Annotated in this window: 10 protein-coding genes; 3 read left to right on the top strand and 7 right to left on the bottom strand. The window is 37.3% G+C overall.

What is annotated here, in order from left to right; translation table 11 throughout:
- Positions 1–25: 25 nt before the first annotated feature.
- The 6 genes from FLACOL7796_RS03740 to FLACOL7796_RS03715 all read right to left on the bottom strand — a co-directional run bounded on the left by FLACOL7796_RS03740 (position 26) and on the right by FLACOL7796_RS03715 (position 10,315).
- Positions 26–6,502: a T9SS type A sorting domain-containing protein gene (locus FLACOL7796_RS03740; RefSeq protein WP_173969492.1), complete on the bottom strand. Its 6,477-nt coding sequence runs from the start codon at positions 6,500–6,502 to the stop codon at positions 26–28.
- A 16-nt stretch (positions 6,503–6,518) separates the two neighbouring features.
- Entirely contained in the window at positions 6,519–7,457 is a 939-nt protein-coding gene (locus FLACOL7796_RS03735) for a formyltransferase family protein (protein WP_173969491.1), read from the bottom strand.
- Complete coding sequence (locus FLACOL7796_RS03730) at positions 7,454–8,584, bottom strand: ABC transporter substrate-binding protein (RefSeq protein ID WP_173969490.1); 1,131 nt, start codon at positions 8,582–8,584, stop codon at positions 7,454–7,456. The genes FLACOL7796_RS03735 and FLACOL7796_RS03730 overlap by 4 nt, the downstream gene beginning before the upstream one ends.
- Positions 8,585–8,652: 68 nt before the next feature.
- Positions 8,653–9,195 carry a phage tail protein gene (locus FLACOL7796_RS03725; RefSeq protein WP_173969489.1) on the bottom strand — a complete coding sequence of 181 codons (543 nt, stop codon included), beginning with the start codon at positions 9,193–9,195 and terminating at the stop codon, positions 8,653–8,655.
- A 20-nt stretch (positions 9,196–9,215) separates the two neighbouring features.
- A complete protein-coding gene (locus FLACOL7796_RS03720) occupies positions 9,216–9,755 on the bottom strand; it encodes a phage tail protein (RefSeq protein WP_173969488.1) in 540 nt (179 codons plus the stop codon).
- Positions 9,756–9,775: 20 nt separating this feature from the next.
- Positions 9,776–10,315: a phage tail protein gene (locus FLACOL7796_RS03715; protein WP_173969487.1), complete on the bottom strand. Its 540-nt coding sequence runs from the start codon at positions 10,313–10,315 to the stop codon at positions 9,776–9,778.
- Positions 10,316–11,174: 859 nt separating this feature from the next.
- Here FLACOL7796_RS03715 and FLACOL7796_RS03710 point away from each other — a divergent pair.
- From FLACOL7796_RS03710 to FLACOL7796_RS03700, 3 genes are all read left to right on the top strand, one after another.
- Entirely contained in the window at positions 11,175–11,552 is a 378-nt protein-coding gene (locus tag FLACOL7796_RS03710; protein ID WP_173969486.1) for a hypothetical protein, read from the top strand.
- 85 nt (positions 11,553–11,637) lie between these two features.
- Positions 11,638–16,017, top strand: a complete 4,380-nt coding sequence (locus FLACOL7796_RS03705) for a CusA/CzcA family heavy metal efflux RND transporter (protein ID WP_173969485.1) — start codon at positions 11,638–11,640, stop codon at positions 16,015–16,017.
- 4 nt (positions 16,018–16,021) lie between these two features.
- Positions 16,022–17,152 carry an efflux RND transporter periplasmic adaptor subunit gene (locus FLACOL7796_RS03700; protein ID WP_173969484.1) on the top strand — a complete coding sequence of 377 codons (1,131 nt, stop codon included), beginning with the start codon at positions 16,022–16,024 and terminating at the stop codon, positions 17,150–17,152.
- 71 nt (positions 17,153–17,223) lie between these two features.
- Here the strand turns inward: FLACOL7796_RS03700 and FLACOL7796_RS03695 are convergent, their stop codons facing one another.
- Positions 17,224–18,027, bottom strand: coding sequence for a DNA alkylation repair protein (locus FLACOL7796_RS03695; protein ID WP_173969483.1), 804 nt, complete (start codon positions 18,025–18,027; stop codon positions 17,224–17,226).
- Positions 18,028–18,074: the final 47 nt, after the last annotated feature.

Below are 18,074 nucleotides of genomic sequence, written 5' to 3'. Positions count from 1 at the left end.
TACCCTAAAGTAGTACTGACAGATTTTATTTATTTACAATTACTTTTAGTGTTTTCTTGATATTGGCAGTTTCAATAACTACAACATACATATTACTTTCAGCATCTGGTAACTGAACTTCAGTTCTTACCGTAGATGATTTCAAAGTTTTTACCAATTGACCAGAAACAGTATATAAGCTTATTTGCATATTTTCTAATTCTTCGGCGGGGAAATCTGCTTCAACTGTAATGACTTGTCCTGTTTGAATTGGGTTAGGATAAAGTCTTGCCGTTAACGATTTTTGAACCGTAATTTTGGCACTACAAGTTTGAAGAATTTTTCCGTCTTTAGTTGTCATTTTTACACTAAAATCTGCAGAAGTATCTAATGAATTCGATAAATCTTCTCCTGCTGAATAGTATTGACCTGTTCCTACCAACTGTCCGTTTTTAAACCATTGGTACGAAACAAATTCGTAACCTCCGTTTGTCTGAGGATTGTTATTTATAAGCAATACATTGTTGAATTTTTGATGAACAATGTCATAGAAACCAAATGGTTTTTCTATTGTCAAGGCATAAGTAGCCGTTGCTGTTCCGTCTTGCGAAGTTACAGTAACATTTTGCGTATAAATTCCAGGTTTAGGAGTTGTAATCGTAAGATTAGCAGCAGGTGAGAATGTCGCTCCGGTTTCATTTGTGAAACTAACGTTTGGATTATTCTCATCACATCCCATCACGTATGTAATTTGTTTCGCAGGATTTTGATATACTTTGTTACCAAGTGTAATTTTAGTAATGGTGATATCATTGTTTTTGATGACAAGAACTTGCTCAACATTTGCAGCAGGTAAATAATTGTCATTACCATCCTGATGTGCTACAATTATTAAACTACCTGATCTTAACAAATTAACTAACCCTATTGCAGAAACATTTGCAGGTGGCAGGGCAGAAGTGTACGTAAATGAATAACGAATTGGTAAACCTGAATTAGAAGTCGCATCTAAACTGAAGTCATTAAGTACTCCTAAAATTTTAGCAGGAATTGCACCAAAAGTAATCAGTTGCGCTGCTTTGTTAATCGTAAGTTGCGCAGTAAGTGTAATTGGCGAACAATTTGGTGTACTTGCTGCAGGCGAAACGATTGCAGTAACGGTATAGCTACCAGCATTTATAGCACCATTTAAAGTACTTGCCGCTGGCGTAATAGAATACGCTACAGTAGCTCCCGCAGGAAGATTAGCCACTTGTAATGCATGAAGATTTCCATCAAAAGTATACGAAGCATTGCTAAAAGTTACCTGATCTAAAGGTGAAGCTGTTACATTAATCGTTTGATTTTGAAATGAAGTATTTCCATGTCCGTCATTATAAGTCCATTTGATGGTATACGTTCCTACAGCTGTATAGCTTAAAGGATCGGTTGTAGTAGCATTTATAATTCCTGCACAATTGTCTGTTGCTGTTGGAACAGAAATTTGTGATGCCAAAACTGAACAAGTACTTGTAATTGCAGGTAAATTTGCTACATCAGGAACTGGTGCAGTTACATCTGGAGTGGTTACGATTGTTACAGTTTTTGTAACAAAACACCCTTTAGCATCTGTAATAGTTACCGTATAATTTCCTGCACTAAGTCCGGTTGCTGTTGCTGCAGAACCTCCAGAAGGTGACCATGAGTAAGTATAATTACCATTTCCGCCTGTTGCAGTAACAGTTGCAGTAGCATCGGCAGTACCAATACAAGTTACATCAGTTTGTGCAATCGTAGCGTCAAGAATTGTAGGTTCAGCTATAGAAACATTTTCAGTAATACTACAGTTGTTTTCGTCTGTAATGGTTACAGTGTAATTTCCCGCAGCTAATCCTGTTGCTGTAGCAGCAGATCCTCCTGTTGGAGACCATGTATAAGTATAGTTTCCAGTTCCTCCTGTTGCGTTTACTGTTGCAGAACCGTTAGATCCACTATTACAAGATACATCTGTTGTTGTAGTGGTTGCTGTAATTGCAGTAGGTTGTGTGATTGTGAAATTTTGTGTTGTTACACATAAATTAGCATCTTTTATAGTTACTGTATAGTTTCCTGCACTCAGTCCTGTTGCTGTAGCGGCAGTTCCACCAGAAGGTGACCAAGAATAAGTATAGCTACCAGTTCCTCCTGTTACGACAACACTTGCAGATCCTGTTACGGCGCCATTGCATAATAGGTTAGTTTGCGACGGTGTAATGTTTATAGCTGTAGGTTCTGTGATTGTAAACGTTTTTACAATAGAACAACCGTTAGCAGATGTAATCGTTACGGAATAATTTCCTGCAGTTAAATTAGTTGCTGTATCGGCATTTCCTCCAAAAGGAGCCCATACATAAGTAAAGGGACCTGGAGCACCACTAGGAATTACAGATGCAGTTCCTGTATTAGATCCATTACATAAAACATTAGTTTGAGATGTTGCGGCAACTAAAGTATTAGTTGTAGTAATAGTAAAGTTTTTAATCAGCGTACATCCGTTACCATCTGTAATTACGACATTATAATTTCCAGCTAGTAGACCTGTTACAATTTGTGTCGTAGCACCATTTGACCATGAGTATGAATATGGAGTAGTACCACCACTAACATTTACTGCAGCCTGACCACCTGTTGAACAAGTTGCATTTATCTGGCTTGTCGTAGCAAATAAAACTGATGGCTGCATGATAGTAAAAGTTTTAGTTAAGGTACATCCGTTATTATCTGTAATTAAACAGCTGTAGTTTCCAGCAGTAAGTCCAGTTGCAGTAGCAGCAGTTCCTCCACTTGGAGACCATATGTAAGTATAGTTTGTTGTTCCGCCAGAAGCAACTACGGTTGCTGTACCAGTTGCTCCTCCATTACAAAGAACATCAGTTTGTGATGTAACAGCTGATAAAGCACTAGGCTGTATTATTGTTACACTTGCAGTAGTAGAACATGTATTAGCGTCTGTAATTGTTACAGTATATGTTCCAGCAGTTAATCCAGATGCTGTTGCAGCAGTTCCTCCAGTAGGTGACCAAGAGTACGTATATCCTCCAACTCCTCCAGTGGCAGTTACAGTAGCGACACCATTAGTGCCTCCATTACAGGAAACATCTGTTTTTGAAATAGTTCCAGATAATGCAGCAGGAGTATTGATGGTAATCGTTTTAACTAATGTACATCCGTTAGCATCTGTAATTGTACAAGTATAATTTCCTGCAGGTTTTCCGGTAATAGTCGCGCTATTGCCTCCAAGTGGTGCCCATGCATAGGTATAACCAGGTGTACCGCCTGATACTGTTACGCTTGCACTACCATTACTTCCTCCAAAACAACTTACACTTGTAGCAGCTGTAGTTGCTGATAAAACTGGCGGCTGTGTAATAGTAAAACTTTGAGTAGTAAAACATAAGTTTGCGTCTGTAACTGTTACGGTATAAGTCCCGGCAGCTAATCCAGATGCTGTAGCGGCAGTTCCTCCAGAAGGTGCCCAAGAATAAGTATAACCTCCTGTTCCTCCTGTAGCTGAAACTGTTGCAGATCCGGTTGTAGCACCATTACATGCAATATTAGTTTTTGCAGCTGCTGAAGCTGTTAAAGCAGCAGGCTCTATAATAGTAAAGCTTTGCGTAGTTTGACATAAGTTAGCATCTCTTACAGTTACTGTGTAAGTTCCTGCTGTTAATCCTGTTGCTGTTGCAGCAGTTCCTCCCACAGGAGACCATTGATAAGTATAAGTTCCAGTTCCGCCTGTTACTGCAACAGTTGCAGATCCAGTTGCAGATCCATTACATAGAATATTAGTTTGTGCAGCAGGTGTGGCTGTTAAAGCAGCAGCAGGACCACCAACAATAATACCCGTTATAGTTTTGCTACAAGCGTTAGCATCAGTAATGGTAACGCTGTATGTTCCTGCAGTAAGACCGCTAGCTGTAGCTGCAGTCCCGCCAGATGGTGCCCAAGAATAGGTATATCCTCCGGCTCCTCCAGTTGCAGTTACTGAAGCTATACCATTAGATCCTCCAAAACATGAAACTGACGTTGTAGATGTTGTTCCGTCTAATACAGCTGGCTGTGTTACGTTAATATTATTTACCGTTTTAGAACAAGAATTAGCATCAGTAACCGTTACGCTGTAAGTACCAGCTGCTAGCCCTGTTATGGCTGATGTTGTTGCACCAGTATTCCATAAGTAAGTATATCCTCCGGCTCCTCCAGTTGCATTTACAGAAGCAACACCGTTTGATCCTCCGTTACAAGCAACATTTGTTAAGGAAGGTGTTACATTTAATACAGGAGGCTGCGTTACCAGGATATTATTTATGGTTCTGCTGCATGCATTTGCATCAGTGATAGTTACGCTGTAGACACCTGCCAAAAGACCTGTTGTAGTATATGTTGTAGCTCCATTACTCCATAAAACGGTATAAGGACTGGTTCCTCCTATTGGAGTTACAGAAGCAACACCAGTAGATCCTCCGTTACATGCAATGTTTGTTATAACAGTTGTACCATTAAGTGCAGCTGCAGGCTGGTTAATAGTAATACCACTTACAGTAAAGGCACAAGAGTTTGCATCTGTAATAGTCACGCTGTAAGTACCTGCTTGACGACCAGTTATAGTAGCTGTTGTAGCACCAGTACTCCATAAATAGGTATACCCTCCTGAACCTCCTGATGGAGTTACAGTAGCAGTACCATTAGATCCTCCAAAACATGAAACTGATGTTGTAGATGCGGTTCCGCCTAAAACAGAAGGCTGTGTTATTGTAATATTATTTAAAGTTATAGTACATGAATTGGCATCTGTAACAGTTATGCTGTAAGTTCCTGCTAAACGACCTGTTATAGTCGCTGTTGAAGCACCAGTACTCCATAAATAAGTATATCCTCCAGCTCCTCCTGTAGCATTTACAGTAGCAGTACCATTAGATCCTCCATTACATGATACATTTGTAACAGCAGATGTTGCATTTAATACACTTGGTTGTGTTACTTGAATATTATTTATCGTTTTGGTACAAGCATTTGCGTCTGTAACAGTTACACTATATGTTCCGGCCATAAGACCTGTTATGGTTTGTGTTGTAGCACCAGTATTCCATAGATAAGTATAACCTGGTGTGCCTCCTGATGGATTTACAGAAGCAACACCATTTGATCCTCCATTACACGCTACGTTTGTAAAAGCAGAAGTTGCATTTAATACAGATGGCTGCGTTATAGTGGTAGATCTTGTTATTTGTGTTCCTTCACCATCAGTAACGGTTACATTATAAACTCCAACACCAAGACCAGATGCGGTTGCATTTGTTCCTCCGGATGGAGACCATGAATAACTATAAGGAAGTGTACCACCGCTTACAGCAATTGTAGCGGTACCATTATTTCCTCCGTTACAACTTACATTTGTTTTAGAGATTGTTGCCGGAGCAGTTAATGCAGTCCCTGTAGTAAAATTTAATTCAGCTCCGTAAGTGGTGCCTGTACTATTTTTAGCATAAGCTTTATAATAAATCACTGCTGCAGGAGTAAGTCCTGTTACAGGTCCGCTGAAAGGTCCAATTCCAGTTCCAATTTGAACTTTTGTATTTGCTGTAGTTGGGTTTGTTGTAGTAGCCCAAACTATTCCTCTTTCTACGTTAGCATCACCACCTGTGTCAGTTACATTACCTGCAAATGTAGCAGAAACTGATTTAACATTTGTCGCCGCAGTAGTCGTTACAACTGGGGGCGAACCTAGAAACGGAGCTCCAGAAGGCATTGCAAGAGTAGTCGCTGATGTAGTCCAGTTTGCAGGATTCATTACAGCTATTCTAATATTGGCTACAGTGCTAAGATTTCCGCTGCCATTAAATTTTCCTACTTCAGGGCTTCCTGAACCACCAGGCCCTGTAAAAAATGCACTTGTACCACCTACAAGACCTGTAGGAAGTTTTGAGCCATTAGATCCATTAGCACATGCACCTGAATCCCAAGCAGCTTGTGAAGTACCATCAGGACAGTTGTAATAATGCAGTCCACTAATAAAAGTAACTGCTCCGGTTGGAGAGGTACCACCTTGAAAAGCAATAATTTGATCTCCTACAGAAGATAAACTTAATCCGTTTACCATTGTACCTTCGGTCAAAGCAACTGAACCATTAGGAGTAGATGTTAAGTTAACGGGATTGTAAGTTGAGGCTGTCAAACCTTTTATAGTTACTTCAGTTCCGGCTGCAATAGCTGCTCCGGAAGTCCAGGTAACAGTTCCTTCAGACGCAGCTGCAGCCTGCCAGGAACCGGGAGTTCCAAAATAACCTCGGTCAGTGAATCGTATCACCGTACCAGGAGGAATAGCAACTAAAGCTACAAAAGAGTACACATCTCCATCTGTAGCAGAGAAGGTAGAGTCATATCCTGTGAAGATAATATCTCCAGCGGCTAATGTCTGAGAGTTACCTATGTAACTCTGTAAAAATATCCCCAAAAAGAGGGCGATATTTAAAAATTTTTTGATTTGAGAGTAAAAATGTTTCATAATTAAGATAGTTAAATTATAAAGAGGCAAATTGTTCGCCGTTTTTTATGCCAAAAGCGAGCAATTTATGCCCACTCATAAAGCCTTCTTCAGTATAAACAGTATTTATACGAAGTTGTGTATTATCATAACATTGTATTATAAGTCCGTTGTTTTCATTTATTTCTAGAATAGTCCCGGGAGCTTTTGGGTAATCTGTAATAGTATTGGTTTGAGAAACTTCCAGAAGTCGTATGTTTAAACCATTCCATTGTGTATATGCTCCTTTATTCCATGGATTACAGGCATTTACTAAAGCTTGTATAGATTTAGAATCCTGTTTTTCCCATTGAATACTGACATCGGCAATTGTTGGTTTTTTATAATATCTCGCCAATGATTCGTCCTGACTTACACCTTTGTCATTATTATGTAATAATGTGAAAAGCTCAGGTAGCATGTAAGAAGCCAGATAAGATAAATTAGTAGAAAGCATTCCGTGAGTGAAATCATTATGTAACGGAAGTGTTTTCTTTAAAACTACCTTTCCTTTATCTATCGCTTTTTCAATACTGTGAACAGAAATTCCGGTTTCATTTTTTTGTTTTCTAATCGACTCAAAAACCGGATCAGCACCACGCATTTCAGGTAATAGACCATAATGAAAATTATAGAAAAGATTAGGATGCTTTTCGATTATTTCTTCGGGAACTTTCCATGGAAAAGTCATCGTGAAAATAAATTTAATACCAATATTTTTAATAATTTCCTGAAGATGTACTTCTAACTTAGATTTCTCAATCCATATTAATTTGATACCCGCTTTTGCGGCAAAAACAGAACAAAAGGCTTTTACATCTTCATTTTCTGAGGGTACTCCAATAGCATGCAGTCTTCCAAGGCTATGTAAGGTTTGTATCGCCGGAAAAGCCATACGGTTGTTACAAAGTACTACTATGTCTCGTGTTGTATTCATGAATCTAAGCAGGCATAAGAGTTAAACCAAGAATTTGCCATAGTATCTTGAATAGCTAGTATGTGATATTGAAGACGTTCACGTTCCTGATCTAAATTAGAAACTTCGGTTATGTTTTCTAATACACAATTTCCAGTTTCTTCATTTTTTGTTACGGTTGCATAATATAAAGGAGCCTCAGAAAATCCGGTATTTGGATTCATGTAAACTCTTCCTCTTGGAGAATCAATAACAATGTTATCTAAAGACTTACCGTCAGAATTACCAATAAATAAAGCTGCTTCCCATCCTAAAAGAGAAAAAACATTGGCTTTTTGCTCTTTGATATTTTTCATAACAGAAACAAACTCTTCATTTTCTTTATTAGACGTATTGGATGACCATGGTATTGCACAACTCCAATTGTAGCCGGGATATGGTATTTTTTGAAGCCAAAGTTCCTCGGCAGTAAAACCACTTCCGTAAGTTTTACTTGATGCAATATGTTTTGATTTTGCTGATTCTCTAAAAAAATCCTCAGCCATATCACCGCAAAAAGATGTAACTAGTGAAACATCTTTATTTTGTTCCAAAAATTCATCTAATGGTGCTAGATTAAGTTCTGTACGTTGCAAAGGGGTAACATGATTATAAGTAATGATTCCTCCTTTATCTTCAATAGCGGTCGAATAAGAATAAGGTGATTTATAACCGGCATCATAAAAAGAACAGGTAAAAGCAAATTTATTTTGTCCTTCTTCAATAGCTTTATTAACGATTGCTCGAGTGCATAAAGTACCTTCCAGAGATATAAAATAGACATTAGATAGTTTTTTATCTGTTGTTTGAAATTGATAACCGCTGTCTAGAACTATTAAAAGTTTACCAGCACTTTCAAAAATAGGCTGTATAAATTCAGCAGTAAGAGGATTTATATAAGCTATAATAATGTCTGTTCCGTTTAATAATAATTGTTCTGAGCATTCATAAATTTCTTTATTGTTGCCGCCAACTCCTATGCCGGCAGTTACAATTTCATGTTTATCATCAATTCCAATTTTTTTTAAGGCAGATTTAAATCCATCCATGATGTCAAAAGACATTGAAGGATAAATAACAGATCGGGGTAAAAGTAAAGCTATCTTCATAAATTTTTTTAAACTGTTTTGAAAACAAAACAACCCATTAGCTTAATTGTTAGTGGGTTGTTTTTTTTTTAATTTCTAGAAGGAAAAATTCCTTGAAGACATATTATATAATTCAAGCCTAAATATGGCTGTTGAATTGACATAGGAAGATTGCCTCCAGTTGGATTTATTGTAATTACAGGCGTTATAGGTTTCATCGCACCATCTGCAGGCTGACTAGAATAAAGCCCGTTTAAAGAGGCCAAATTAGTGTTAGCAGGAGCTCCGGTATTTCCTACGTCAGCCACTACTTTCATTGCAAATTTTCCTGTACCATTATGTGTGTGCTGTGGTAAATTTGCTATTGTTGCAGTTACTGTATTGCTTCCTAATTGTGCGCCAAGAGGTAATTGCGTTATACCGCCTTGGGTTGTTCCTGTTCCGGCTGGAATTCTACCTCTAAAATCTGGTAATGAAAAAGTTGTCGTTCCATTACCTCCATATGTTGTGCCTAAAAGGCTGAATAACGCTTGGTTGGTAGATATTGCTAATATTTGTCCGCTGCAAAGTGCCCAAGCTTTTGGAGCAAAGTTGGCGGCAAATAATCGAATTTCTGACATTGTTCCGTCCATAGTTTTTTTGTTTAAGGTTTTTAGTTTCTAGATGGAAAAATACCTTCTGTACAAATAATATAATTTGTAACCAGATAAGGCTGTATAATATCGAATGGAAGACCATTACCTGTATTTGATAATGTAACTGTAGCATTTTCTGGTTTCAGATTGTTATCTGGTGCTGCGGTAGTATAAGCATTTGTCAATCCTCCAAGAATATTATTTGCCGGCGCTCCTGTATTACCAGCTTCTTTGCGAACAGGTATTGTAAGCGTGCCTGCTACAATATGATTGTGGGAAGGCATTTGATTTATGGTCATTGTGGTAGTTTCTGTACCTCCAATCTGACCCAATATTATATTAGGTAGTCCAGGTCCCTGACCAGTGCCAACAGGAACACGTCCTCTTAGATCTGGTAAATTGAATGTAACCTGGCCATCACCACCGTACGTAGTGCCAATTAGTGTAAATAAAGCTTCATTACCTGCAATGCCTATTTGAGCGCCGTTACAGAAAGCCCAGCCTCTTGGTGCGAAATTCCCACTGAATATGCGGATTTCAGATATATATCCTTCCATAGTTTTTTTGTTTAAGGTTTTTAGTTTCTAGATGGAAAAATACCATTCAGGCAAATAATGTAATTCATGCCTATAGTAGGCTGTGTAATTGAAATAGGTTGTCCTTGACCAGCTATACTAGTCGAAACGCTAAAGTTTACTTCTTTCATGCTGTCTTCCCCAGGCTGTGTACTATACATTTTAGGTTTTGCGGCCAGTGCGTTTCCATCTGGAGTGCTGGCATCTCCATCGTCTCCATAAGATGGGACAGTAACAGTTGCCACTGAAGTATGAGTGTGAGACGGAAGTTGTGTACTATTTAGTGCAACAGAATTTGTTCCACTAATTTCACCAAGAGTGTAGTCTGACAACCCAGGTCCTTGACCGGCTCCAACAACAACACGGCCGCCTAAATTTGGCAGCTGAAATGTACTGGTGCCATTGCCTCCGTAAGTGGTGCCAATAATAGAGAATAAAGCAGTGTTCGATTGTATCGCGACCAGTTGTCCCATACAAAACGCCCAGCTTCTGGGTGCAAAAGTGGCAGCGAAGTGGCGGATTTCTCCAACGTATCCTTCCATAATTTTTAGATTTAATAGGTTAATGTTAGTTGTTTGATTTATAATGTTTTGATAGATTCGGTTACAATCGGTAATTAATCTGATAGATTTTTACTATATGCTAATCTATTGAAAATAAGTGTTTTACGAACAGGTGTTTTTACGTGTTTTTATCTAAGTAATAAATTCCACTTTTTAATCAATTTTTGAATAGAAAGTAACACTTATGGTTTTCAAATTGAACACTAAATCGCCTTAAAACTTAATTTATACTCTAAAATTATACGGCTAGTGGCTTGGTGATGAAAAATATGTCACGAAAAAGGGATTTCCTGTCATGAAATCTATTTTTCCTGTCACAGAAATTTTGATGAATGGCTTCTAATTATGCGAATTCATTTTTCAGTGAAAAAAGTAACTTTTTAGCGAAAAATGTAATGATGACACATCGTTTTAGGCTTGTAGAAATGGGTTTTCGTGTATTTGAACGATTAAATTTACAAAAATAAATAACATAACTATCAGGAAGACAGTGTTTTTTACGTAAATTCTTATGTAATGAGTAAACCAGAGAAGCATAAGCTTACATTCGTTTAATAACTATCAGATGTTCATTGATTTTATTGTTGTATATGATTTTGCACAAAAGGCATTTCTTTTAGGTTTTGCAACTTGTTTCAATAATAATTTAAAATCGAAATCATATTAAATACTAAAAAGACTATTAAAAAAAATATCGAAATTAATAAGACTTCAATATTTTGTATGCTTTAATAGGATAAATTAAATATCTATTTGCTTATATCAGTAAAATGATAAAACTTTCTTAGATCTGCCTTAAGCTTTGGGAAAATTTTGTTACATGAACTAAATTTGTAAAGTGCGAAAAGTTATTATCTACATATTCATCTTTCTAATCGTATCCAATATTGGGTTCTTTCAGCAATTTTATAAATTGCCAATCCTGATCGAACATTATAAGGAACATCAGCAAAGACACAATGTAAGTTTTATAGATTTTCTTGAAATGCATTACTGGGGAGAAGATTTAAACGATAACGATTCAGATCGCGATATGCAGCTTCCTTTTAAACATATTTCGAGCGCTTCTTTTCAACTGGTTTTTGTTCCATCCGAAAAACATACGTTCGATATTTTTTTCAATACTGATTTTTCAGAATCACGTATAATTCCGTTTACTTCAAACTTATATTCTGATCCCGCTTTGTTTTCGGTATTCAGACCTCCTTTGGCATAATTTAATTTTCGAAGATTTTTATTGTGGTTAAGGCATTTTGTGCTTTAGCCATGACATTATTATTTCAAAAAAATTAAATCAAAAGATGCTTAATAAGATCATTCAATTCTCAGTTAAAAATAAACTGGTAATTGGGGTTTTTACATTACTATGGATTATCTATGGTGTGTTCGAAGTGACCCGTTTACCAATTGATGCCGTTCCTGACATCACCAACAATCAGGTTCAGATTATTACAACCGCGCCGTCTTTGGGAGCAGAAGACGTAGAACGTTTAATTACTTTTCCGATAGAACAAGCGATTAGTAATATTCCGCAGCTTAAAGAAAGCCGTAGTATTTCGCGTTTCGGACTTTCACTTGTAACCATTGTTTTTGCCGATGATACCGATGTGTATTGGGCGCGCCAGCAAGTATCTGAACGTTTGCAAAAAGTAGAAATTGCAGAGAATGCCAGTATTCCGGAAATGGCTCCGGCAACAACAGGATTGGGCGAAATTTACCAATATGTTTTAAAACCACAGCCTGGTTACGAAACCAAATATTCTCTTGAAGATTTACGCACTATTCAGGATTGGACCATTCGAAGACAACTTCTGGGAACTCCCGGAATTGCCGATGTAGCAACCTTTGGCGGAAAGCTAAAACAATATGAAATTGCCGTAAATCCGTCAAGATTAAAAGCGCAAAACCTGACCATAAAAGAAGTTTTTACGGCATTAAGCAGTAATAACGAAAATACCGGTGGAGCTTATATCGAAAAAGGACCAACCGTATTGTATATCAGAAGTGTGGGTTTAACCCGAAATATTAAGGACATCCAGAATATTATTGTCAAAAATACACAAGCAGGAACGCCAATTTTAATCAAAGATATTGCTGAGGTAAAAATGTCTTCAGCGATACGTTACGGCGCTTTAACAACAGACGATATTGGAGAATCTGTTGGTGGAATTGTCATGATGTTAAAAGGCGAAAATGCTAATAATGTGATTGTAAATGTAAAAAAGCGTGTTGCCGAAATCGAAAAGATTTTACCAAAAGGATTAAAAATTGAGCCTTTTCTTGATCGTACAAAAATGGTCGATAACGCCATCGGAACGGTTCAGAAAAACTTAATTGAAGGCGCACTAATTGTTGTTCTTGTTCTGGTACTTTTTCTTGGGAATTTACGCGCCGGATTTATTGTAGCTTCTGTGATTCCGTTAGCGATGTTGTTTGCCATTATTATGATGAACACCTTTGGCGTAAGCGGAAATTTAATGAGTCTTGGAGCGCTCGATTTTGGTTTAATTGTCGATGGCGCCGTCATTATTGTCGAAGCCATTTTGCATCATATTCATAGTGCCAAAAAATACAAAGGCGTTGATACCATCTCGCAGGAAGAAATGGACAAGGAAGTGACAGGTTCTGCCGGAAGAATGATGAATGCCGCGGTTTTTGGACAAATCATTATCCTGATTGTTTATTTGCCCATATTATCATTGGAAGGAATCGAAGGGAAAATGTTCAAACCAATGGCGCAAACTGTTGCTTTTGCGATTTTAGGGGCATTTATACTTTCGCTGACTTATGTGCCAATGGTTAGCGCCTTATTTATCAGTAAAAAGATCAGCCATAAACCGAATCTTTCTGACCGAATCATGATAAAATTAGAAAGTTATTATGAAAATTGGTTGTCTAAAGCTTTAAAAGTTAGAAAAGGAATCGTCGTTTCTGCTTTTGTTTTATTCGGAATTGCATTGTTGCTTTTCAGCAGAATGGGAGGAGAATTTATTCCGCAATTAGAAGAAGGAGATTTTGCTGTAGAAACCCGATTGCTGTTAGGAACCAATCTTTCGACCACAACAGAAACGATTCAGAAAATTTCATCGGCACTTAAAAGTAAATATCCTGAAGTCGAAAAAGTAGTGTCGAGAATTGGTAGTGCAGAAATTCCAACCGATCCAATGCCGATTGAAGGCGGAGATATGATTATTGTATTAAAAGATAAATCAGAATGGACAAGTGCTTCTTCGTTTCCGGAACTTGCAGATAAAATGACCGAAACCGTAAAAGAAGTTGCGCCAGGAGTTACAACAGGATTTCAGTTTCCGGTACAAATGCGTTTTAACGAATTAATGACGGGAGCAAAACAAGATTTGGTTTGTAAAATTTACGGAGAAGATCTTGATAAACTGGCTCAATATGCCGAACAATTGGGCGCGATCAGTAAAACCGTCGAAGGCGCAACAGATCTTTATGTCGAAAAAGTAACCGGAATGCCTCAAATTGTAATTGATTATGATTGGGCGGAAATGGCAAAATACGGCATTTATGTTTCCGATATCAATCAAACTGTAAATGCTGCTTTTGCAGGAGCTGTAGCGGGAAGTATTTACGAAGGCGAGAAACGTTTTGATATGGTTGTAAGAGTAGAAGCCAGCGGAAGAAAAGACATTTCTGACGTTCGAAATCTATTAATTTCTACACGTTCCGGAATGCAGATTCCGTTGTATCAAGTGGCTTCGGTAAAAGAAGTTGAAGGTCCAAATCAGATTCAGCGTGAAGATGCGAAACGTAGAATCATTGTCGGTTTTAATGTTAGAGGTCGTGACGTAGAATCTATCGTCGAAGAATTACAGAAAAAAGTCAATAGTCAAATCAAATTCGATCCTGGATATTATATCACTTACGGTGGAACTTTTGAGAATTTGCAACAAGCAAAATCCCGTTTAGGAGTTGCTGTTCCGGCGGCTTTATTTATGATTTTGGCGTTGTTGTATTTTGCTTTCAGATCTTTTAAAGAAGGAATTATCATTTTTACCGCAATTCCGCTATCGGCAATTGGTGGCGTTTTTGGATTGGCGCTGCGTGATATGCCTTTTAGTATTTCTGCCGGAGTTGGGTTTATTGCCCTTTTTGGAGTGGCGGTTTTAAACGGTATTGTTTTAATATCCGAGTTCAACCGAATACAAAAACACGGCGAAATAACAGATCCGTTCCAGATTATTATTATAGGAACAAAAAACAGATTACGTCCCGTATTAATGACGGCCGCAGTTGCCTCTTTAGGATTTTTACCAATGGCTTTAAGTAACGGAGCAGGAGCAGAGGTTCAGCGACCATTAGCAACAGTAGTTATTGGCGGATTGATAACGGCAACTTTACTGACACTTTTTGTACTTCCGGCCATTTATTTAATGACGTATCACACGAAGGTATTTTCGAAAAAAATCAAAAAACATAAAATGGATAAATTGACTTTATTGCTTGTCGCTTTGTTTATAACGGCTTCAGTACAAGCGCAGCAAAAGCCTGTTTCTTTAATTGAATCTTTGTCGATTGCGATTCAGAATAACAAAAGAATAAAATCAGCACGATTAAACGAACAATCAAAAGAGCAGCTGCAAAAATCAGCTTATGATATTCCAAAATTGGCTTTAGATGCAGATTATGGACAGTTTAATAGTGGCGTTAATGATACAAGATTTGGCGTGAGTCAGACTTTTGCTTTTCCAACATTATACAGTAATCAAAAAAAGGCATTACAGGAAAATTATAATGTGGCCAAAGTAACATCGCAATTGACTTCGCAGCAAATTAAATCGAATGTTAGAAACTTGTTCTACTATTATATTTGGCTTAATAGTAAAAAGGAATTATTGGCTTACGCCGATTCTATTTACAGATTGATGGAGCAGAAATCAGAATTACGTTATAAGGTAGGAGAAACAAATGTATTGGAGAAAAGTGCTTCACAATCGGCAAGACAATTTTATACCAATCAGCTTACGATGGTCAATAAAGATATTGCGATTACACTGAAATCATTCAATATTATACTTCAGGATAGTACCGTTCATGTTCCGGCTTCTGACAATATCAAAACCGATTTTAATCTTTCGTTAAACGAAAAATCAAATACGGCAGAACTTCCTCAAATACAACTTGCAAATCACGAAGCCGAAGCCGCAAAATGGAAATGGAAAACAGAACAATCCAGACTAATGCCTGATATTACGGTTGGGTATAACAACCTGAGTATTATTGGCGCACAAACAAGTTCTACCGGACAAGAAACGTATTATGATAGCAGTCATAGGTTTAGTTATGTGAATTTGGGATTGTCGATTCCGTTATTCTTTTCTAGTCAATCCTCGCGAAATAAAGCAGCTAAAATCGAATATGAAAATTATAAGATTATGGCAGAAAATATGAAGATCGAAATGACTACAGAAATCGCCAATGCCACAAGCGAGGTCGAAAAGTATAGAGAAAGCCTACACTATTACGAAAACGAAGGACTTAAAAATGCCACAGTAATTATTGAGGCCGCCAACAGTCAGTTAGAAAACGGAGATATCGATTATCTGCAATGGGTTTTAGTCGTTAATCAGGCGATCACCATCAAAAATGAATATCTGGACAGGATTAATGATTACAACAAAGCGATTATTACTCTTCAAACCCTTACAAATTTATAATACAATGAAAATATATAGCATCACGATTTTAAGCCTTTTGTTATTGGTTTCCTGCAAGGAAGATAAAAAAGAGCCACAAAATAAAACAGAAGTCAATCCGGAAAACAGCATTACATTAACGAACGATCAGGTTAAAAATGCAGGATTGGTTGTTGGGAATCCGGAAGAGAAAAATGTAAAAGGAATTCTAGAACTTCAGGGAACAGTTACGGTACCGCCAAAAAGTGTAGTAAGCGTAAGTATTCCTTTGGGCGGATACATTAGAAAAACCGATTTAATGGCCGGAATGCACATTAGAAAAGGTCAGTTATTGGCTGTAGTAGAAGATATGCAGTACATACAATTGCAGCAGGATTATCTTACTGCCAAAGAAAAATTTCAATTGGCTAAAAGCGAATACGATCGACAAAAAGAACTTAATGCCAAAAAAGCAAGCAGTGATAAATTGTTTGAGCAAACTGCTACCGAAATGCAGACTCAGCGTATTTATATGGCATCGTTGGCACAAAAATTAGCTTTGCTAAATATTAATGTAAAAACCTTAACAGCATCAAATATTAGTAAAACAGTAGCGATTACTTCGCCTATAAACGGTTTGGTGTCTAAGGTAAATGTAAACGTGGGTAAATATATTGCGCCAACAGATATGCTTTTTGAGTTGTTAGAAATGAGCGATATCGTATTGGTAATGAATGCTTTCGAAAAAGATATTCATTTGCTTTCGGTTGGGCAAACAGTAACGGCTTTTACCAATGCAAAACGATCTAAAAAGTATACGGCAAAAATTGCTTATATCAATCAAAGTCTTAATGATGATCGTGCAGCCGAAGTAGTTTGTAAAGTAAATCAGTATGATAGTGCATTAATTCCGGGACTTTTTATTAATGCTGAAGCCGAATATCAAAACGAAAAAGCAATTGCAGTTCCAGAAGACGCGGTTGTAAGGTGGCAAGGCAAGTTTTTTGTTTTTGCGGTAACAGGAAATAATCAATACAAAATGGTAGCTGTAGAACCGGGAACAACAACAGATGGTTTTCGTCAGATAAAATCTTCTGCTATTGATAAATCTTCAAAAATTGTAACCAAAAATGCGTACACACTTTTGATGACTTTTATGAATGGAGGAGACCAATAAAGATTTTTTTAGTTAATTGCGAAAAAGGGGAATAGTGATAAAAAAGCTATCCCCTTTTTTATTTCAGTTAATTATTTTTCGATGGTTCTCAATGCCTTTTTTACGATATAAGCCGTTTCTTTTGATGCGCTTTTTTTCTGCCATTTATTACAAATCTCAATTACAAATTGAGGTTGTGTTTTGCTGGCATCATTGAGCCAGTTGGCGACACTATTTTGTACATATTTAGAAGGATCAGAAAACAGAGGTTCTAAAATCACCAAACCTAGTTCCGGCTGCTGTTTTAGTTGCTCGATATGTTCACTCCAAACGCCTCTTGGCCGGGTTGCTTCACTTGCAAAACGTCTTAGATTTTCAGCAGGATCATTGGTCCATTTTGAGAGAATCTTTAAACTTTCGTCAAGGTTTTTAATTAAGGCAGATCTTATAGCGAGCCAGCTTATTTCTCTCACACCAAAATGTGTATCGGCAGCAAAAGGTTTAATTTGGGATAGAATTTCAGCAATAGATAATTGGGCATTGCGGCCAATAGTATAAGTTCCCCAACATCGAACCAAATCTGATTGATGAGATTGTATTGCCGGAAGAATTTCGATATCATTTTGTTTGGTTGCAATTTCTAAAATGCAACTTCCAATAGTTTCGTTTATCGTATTAACCGTTTGTTTTTGTAAACCATTAATTTGGTCTGTAATAGGTTTAAGATAATATGTTCGTTCCATTTTCTGAAGCACATTTTCAAGCAGTAATTTTTGATCTACAGCCAACCATTCTACCAGATTTGTGGTTTCAATTTCTCCCCGATTTAGTTGATTTAAAATTGATGTTGGAATATCTTTTGCAGAACGCGATCCTTTTCGTTTTGTGTCAGTCATGATAGTATTATTGTATTGTAATTTCAGGTTTAATGTTTTTGCTTTAT

Source organism: Flavobacterium bizetiae (assembly GCF_902804475.1).
GTDB lineage: Bacteria > Bacteroidota > Bacteroidia > Flavobacteriales > Flavobacteriaceae > Flavobacterium > Flavobacterium bizetiae.
The sequence above is the reverse complement of the archived record's forward strand: the minus strand, read 5'-3'. Positions and strand labels throughout refer to the sequence as shown.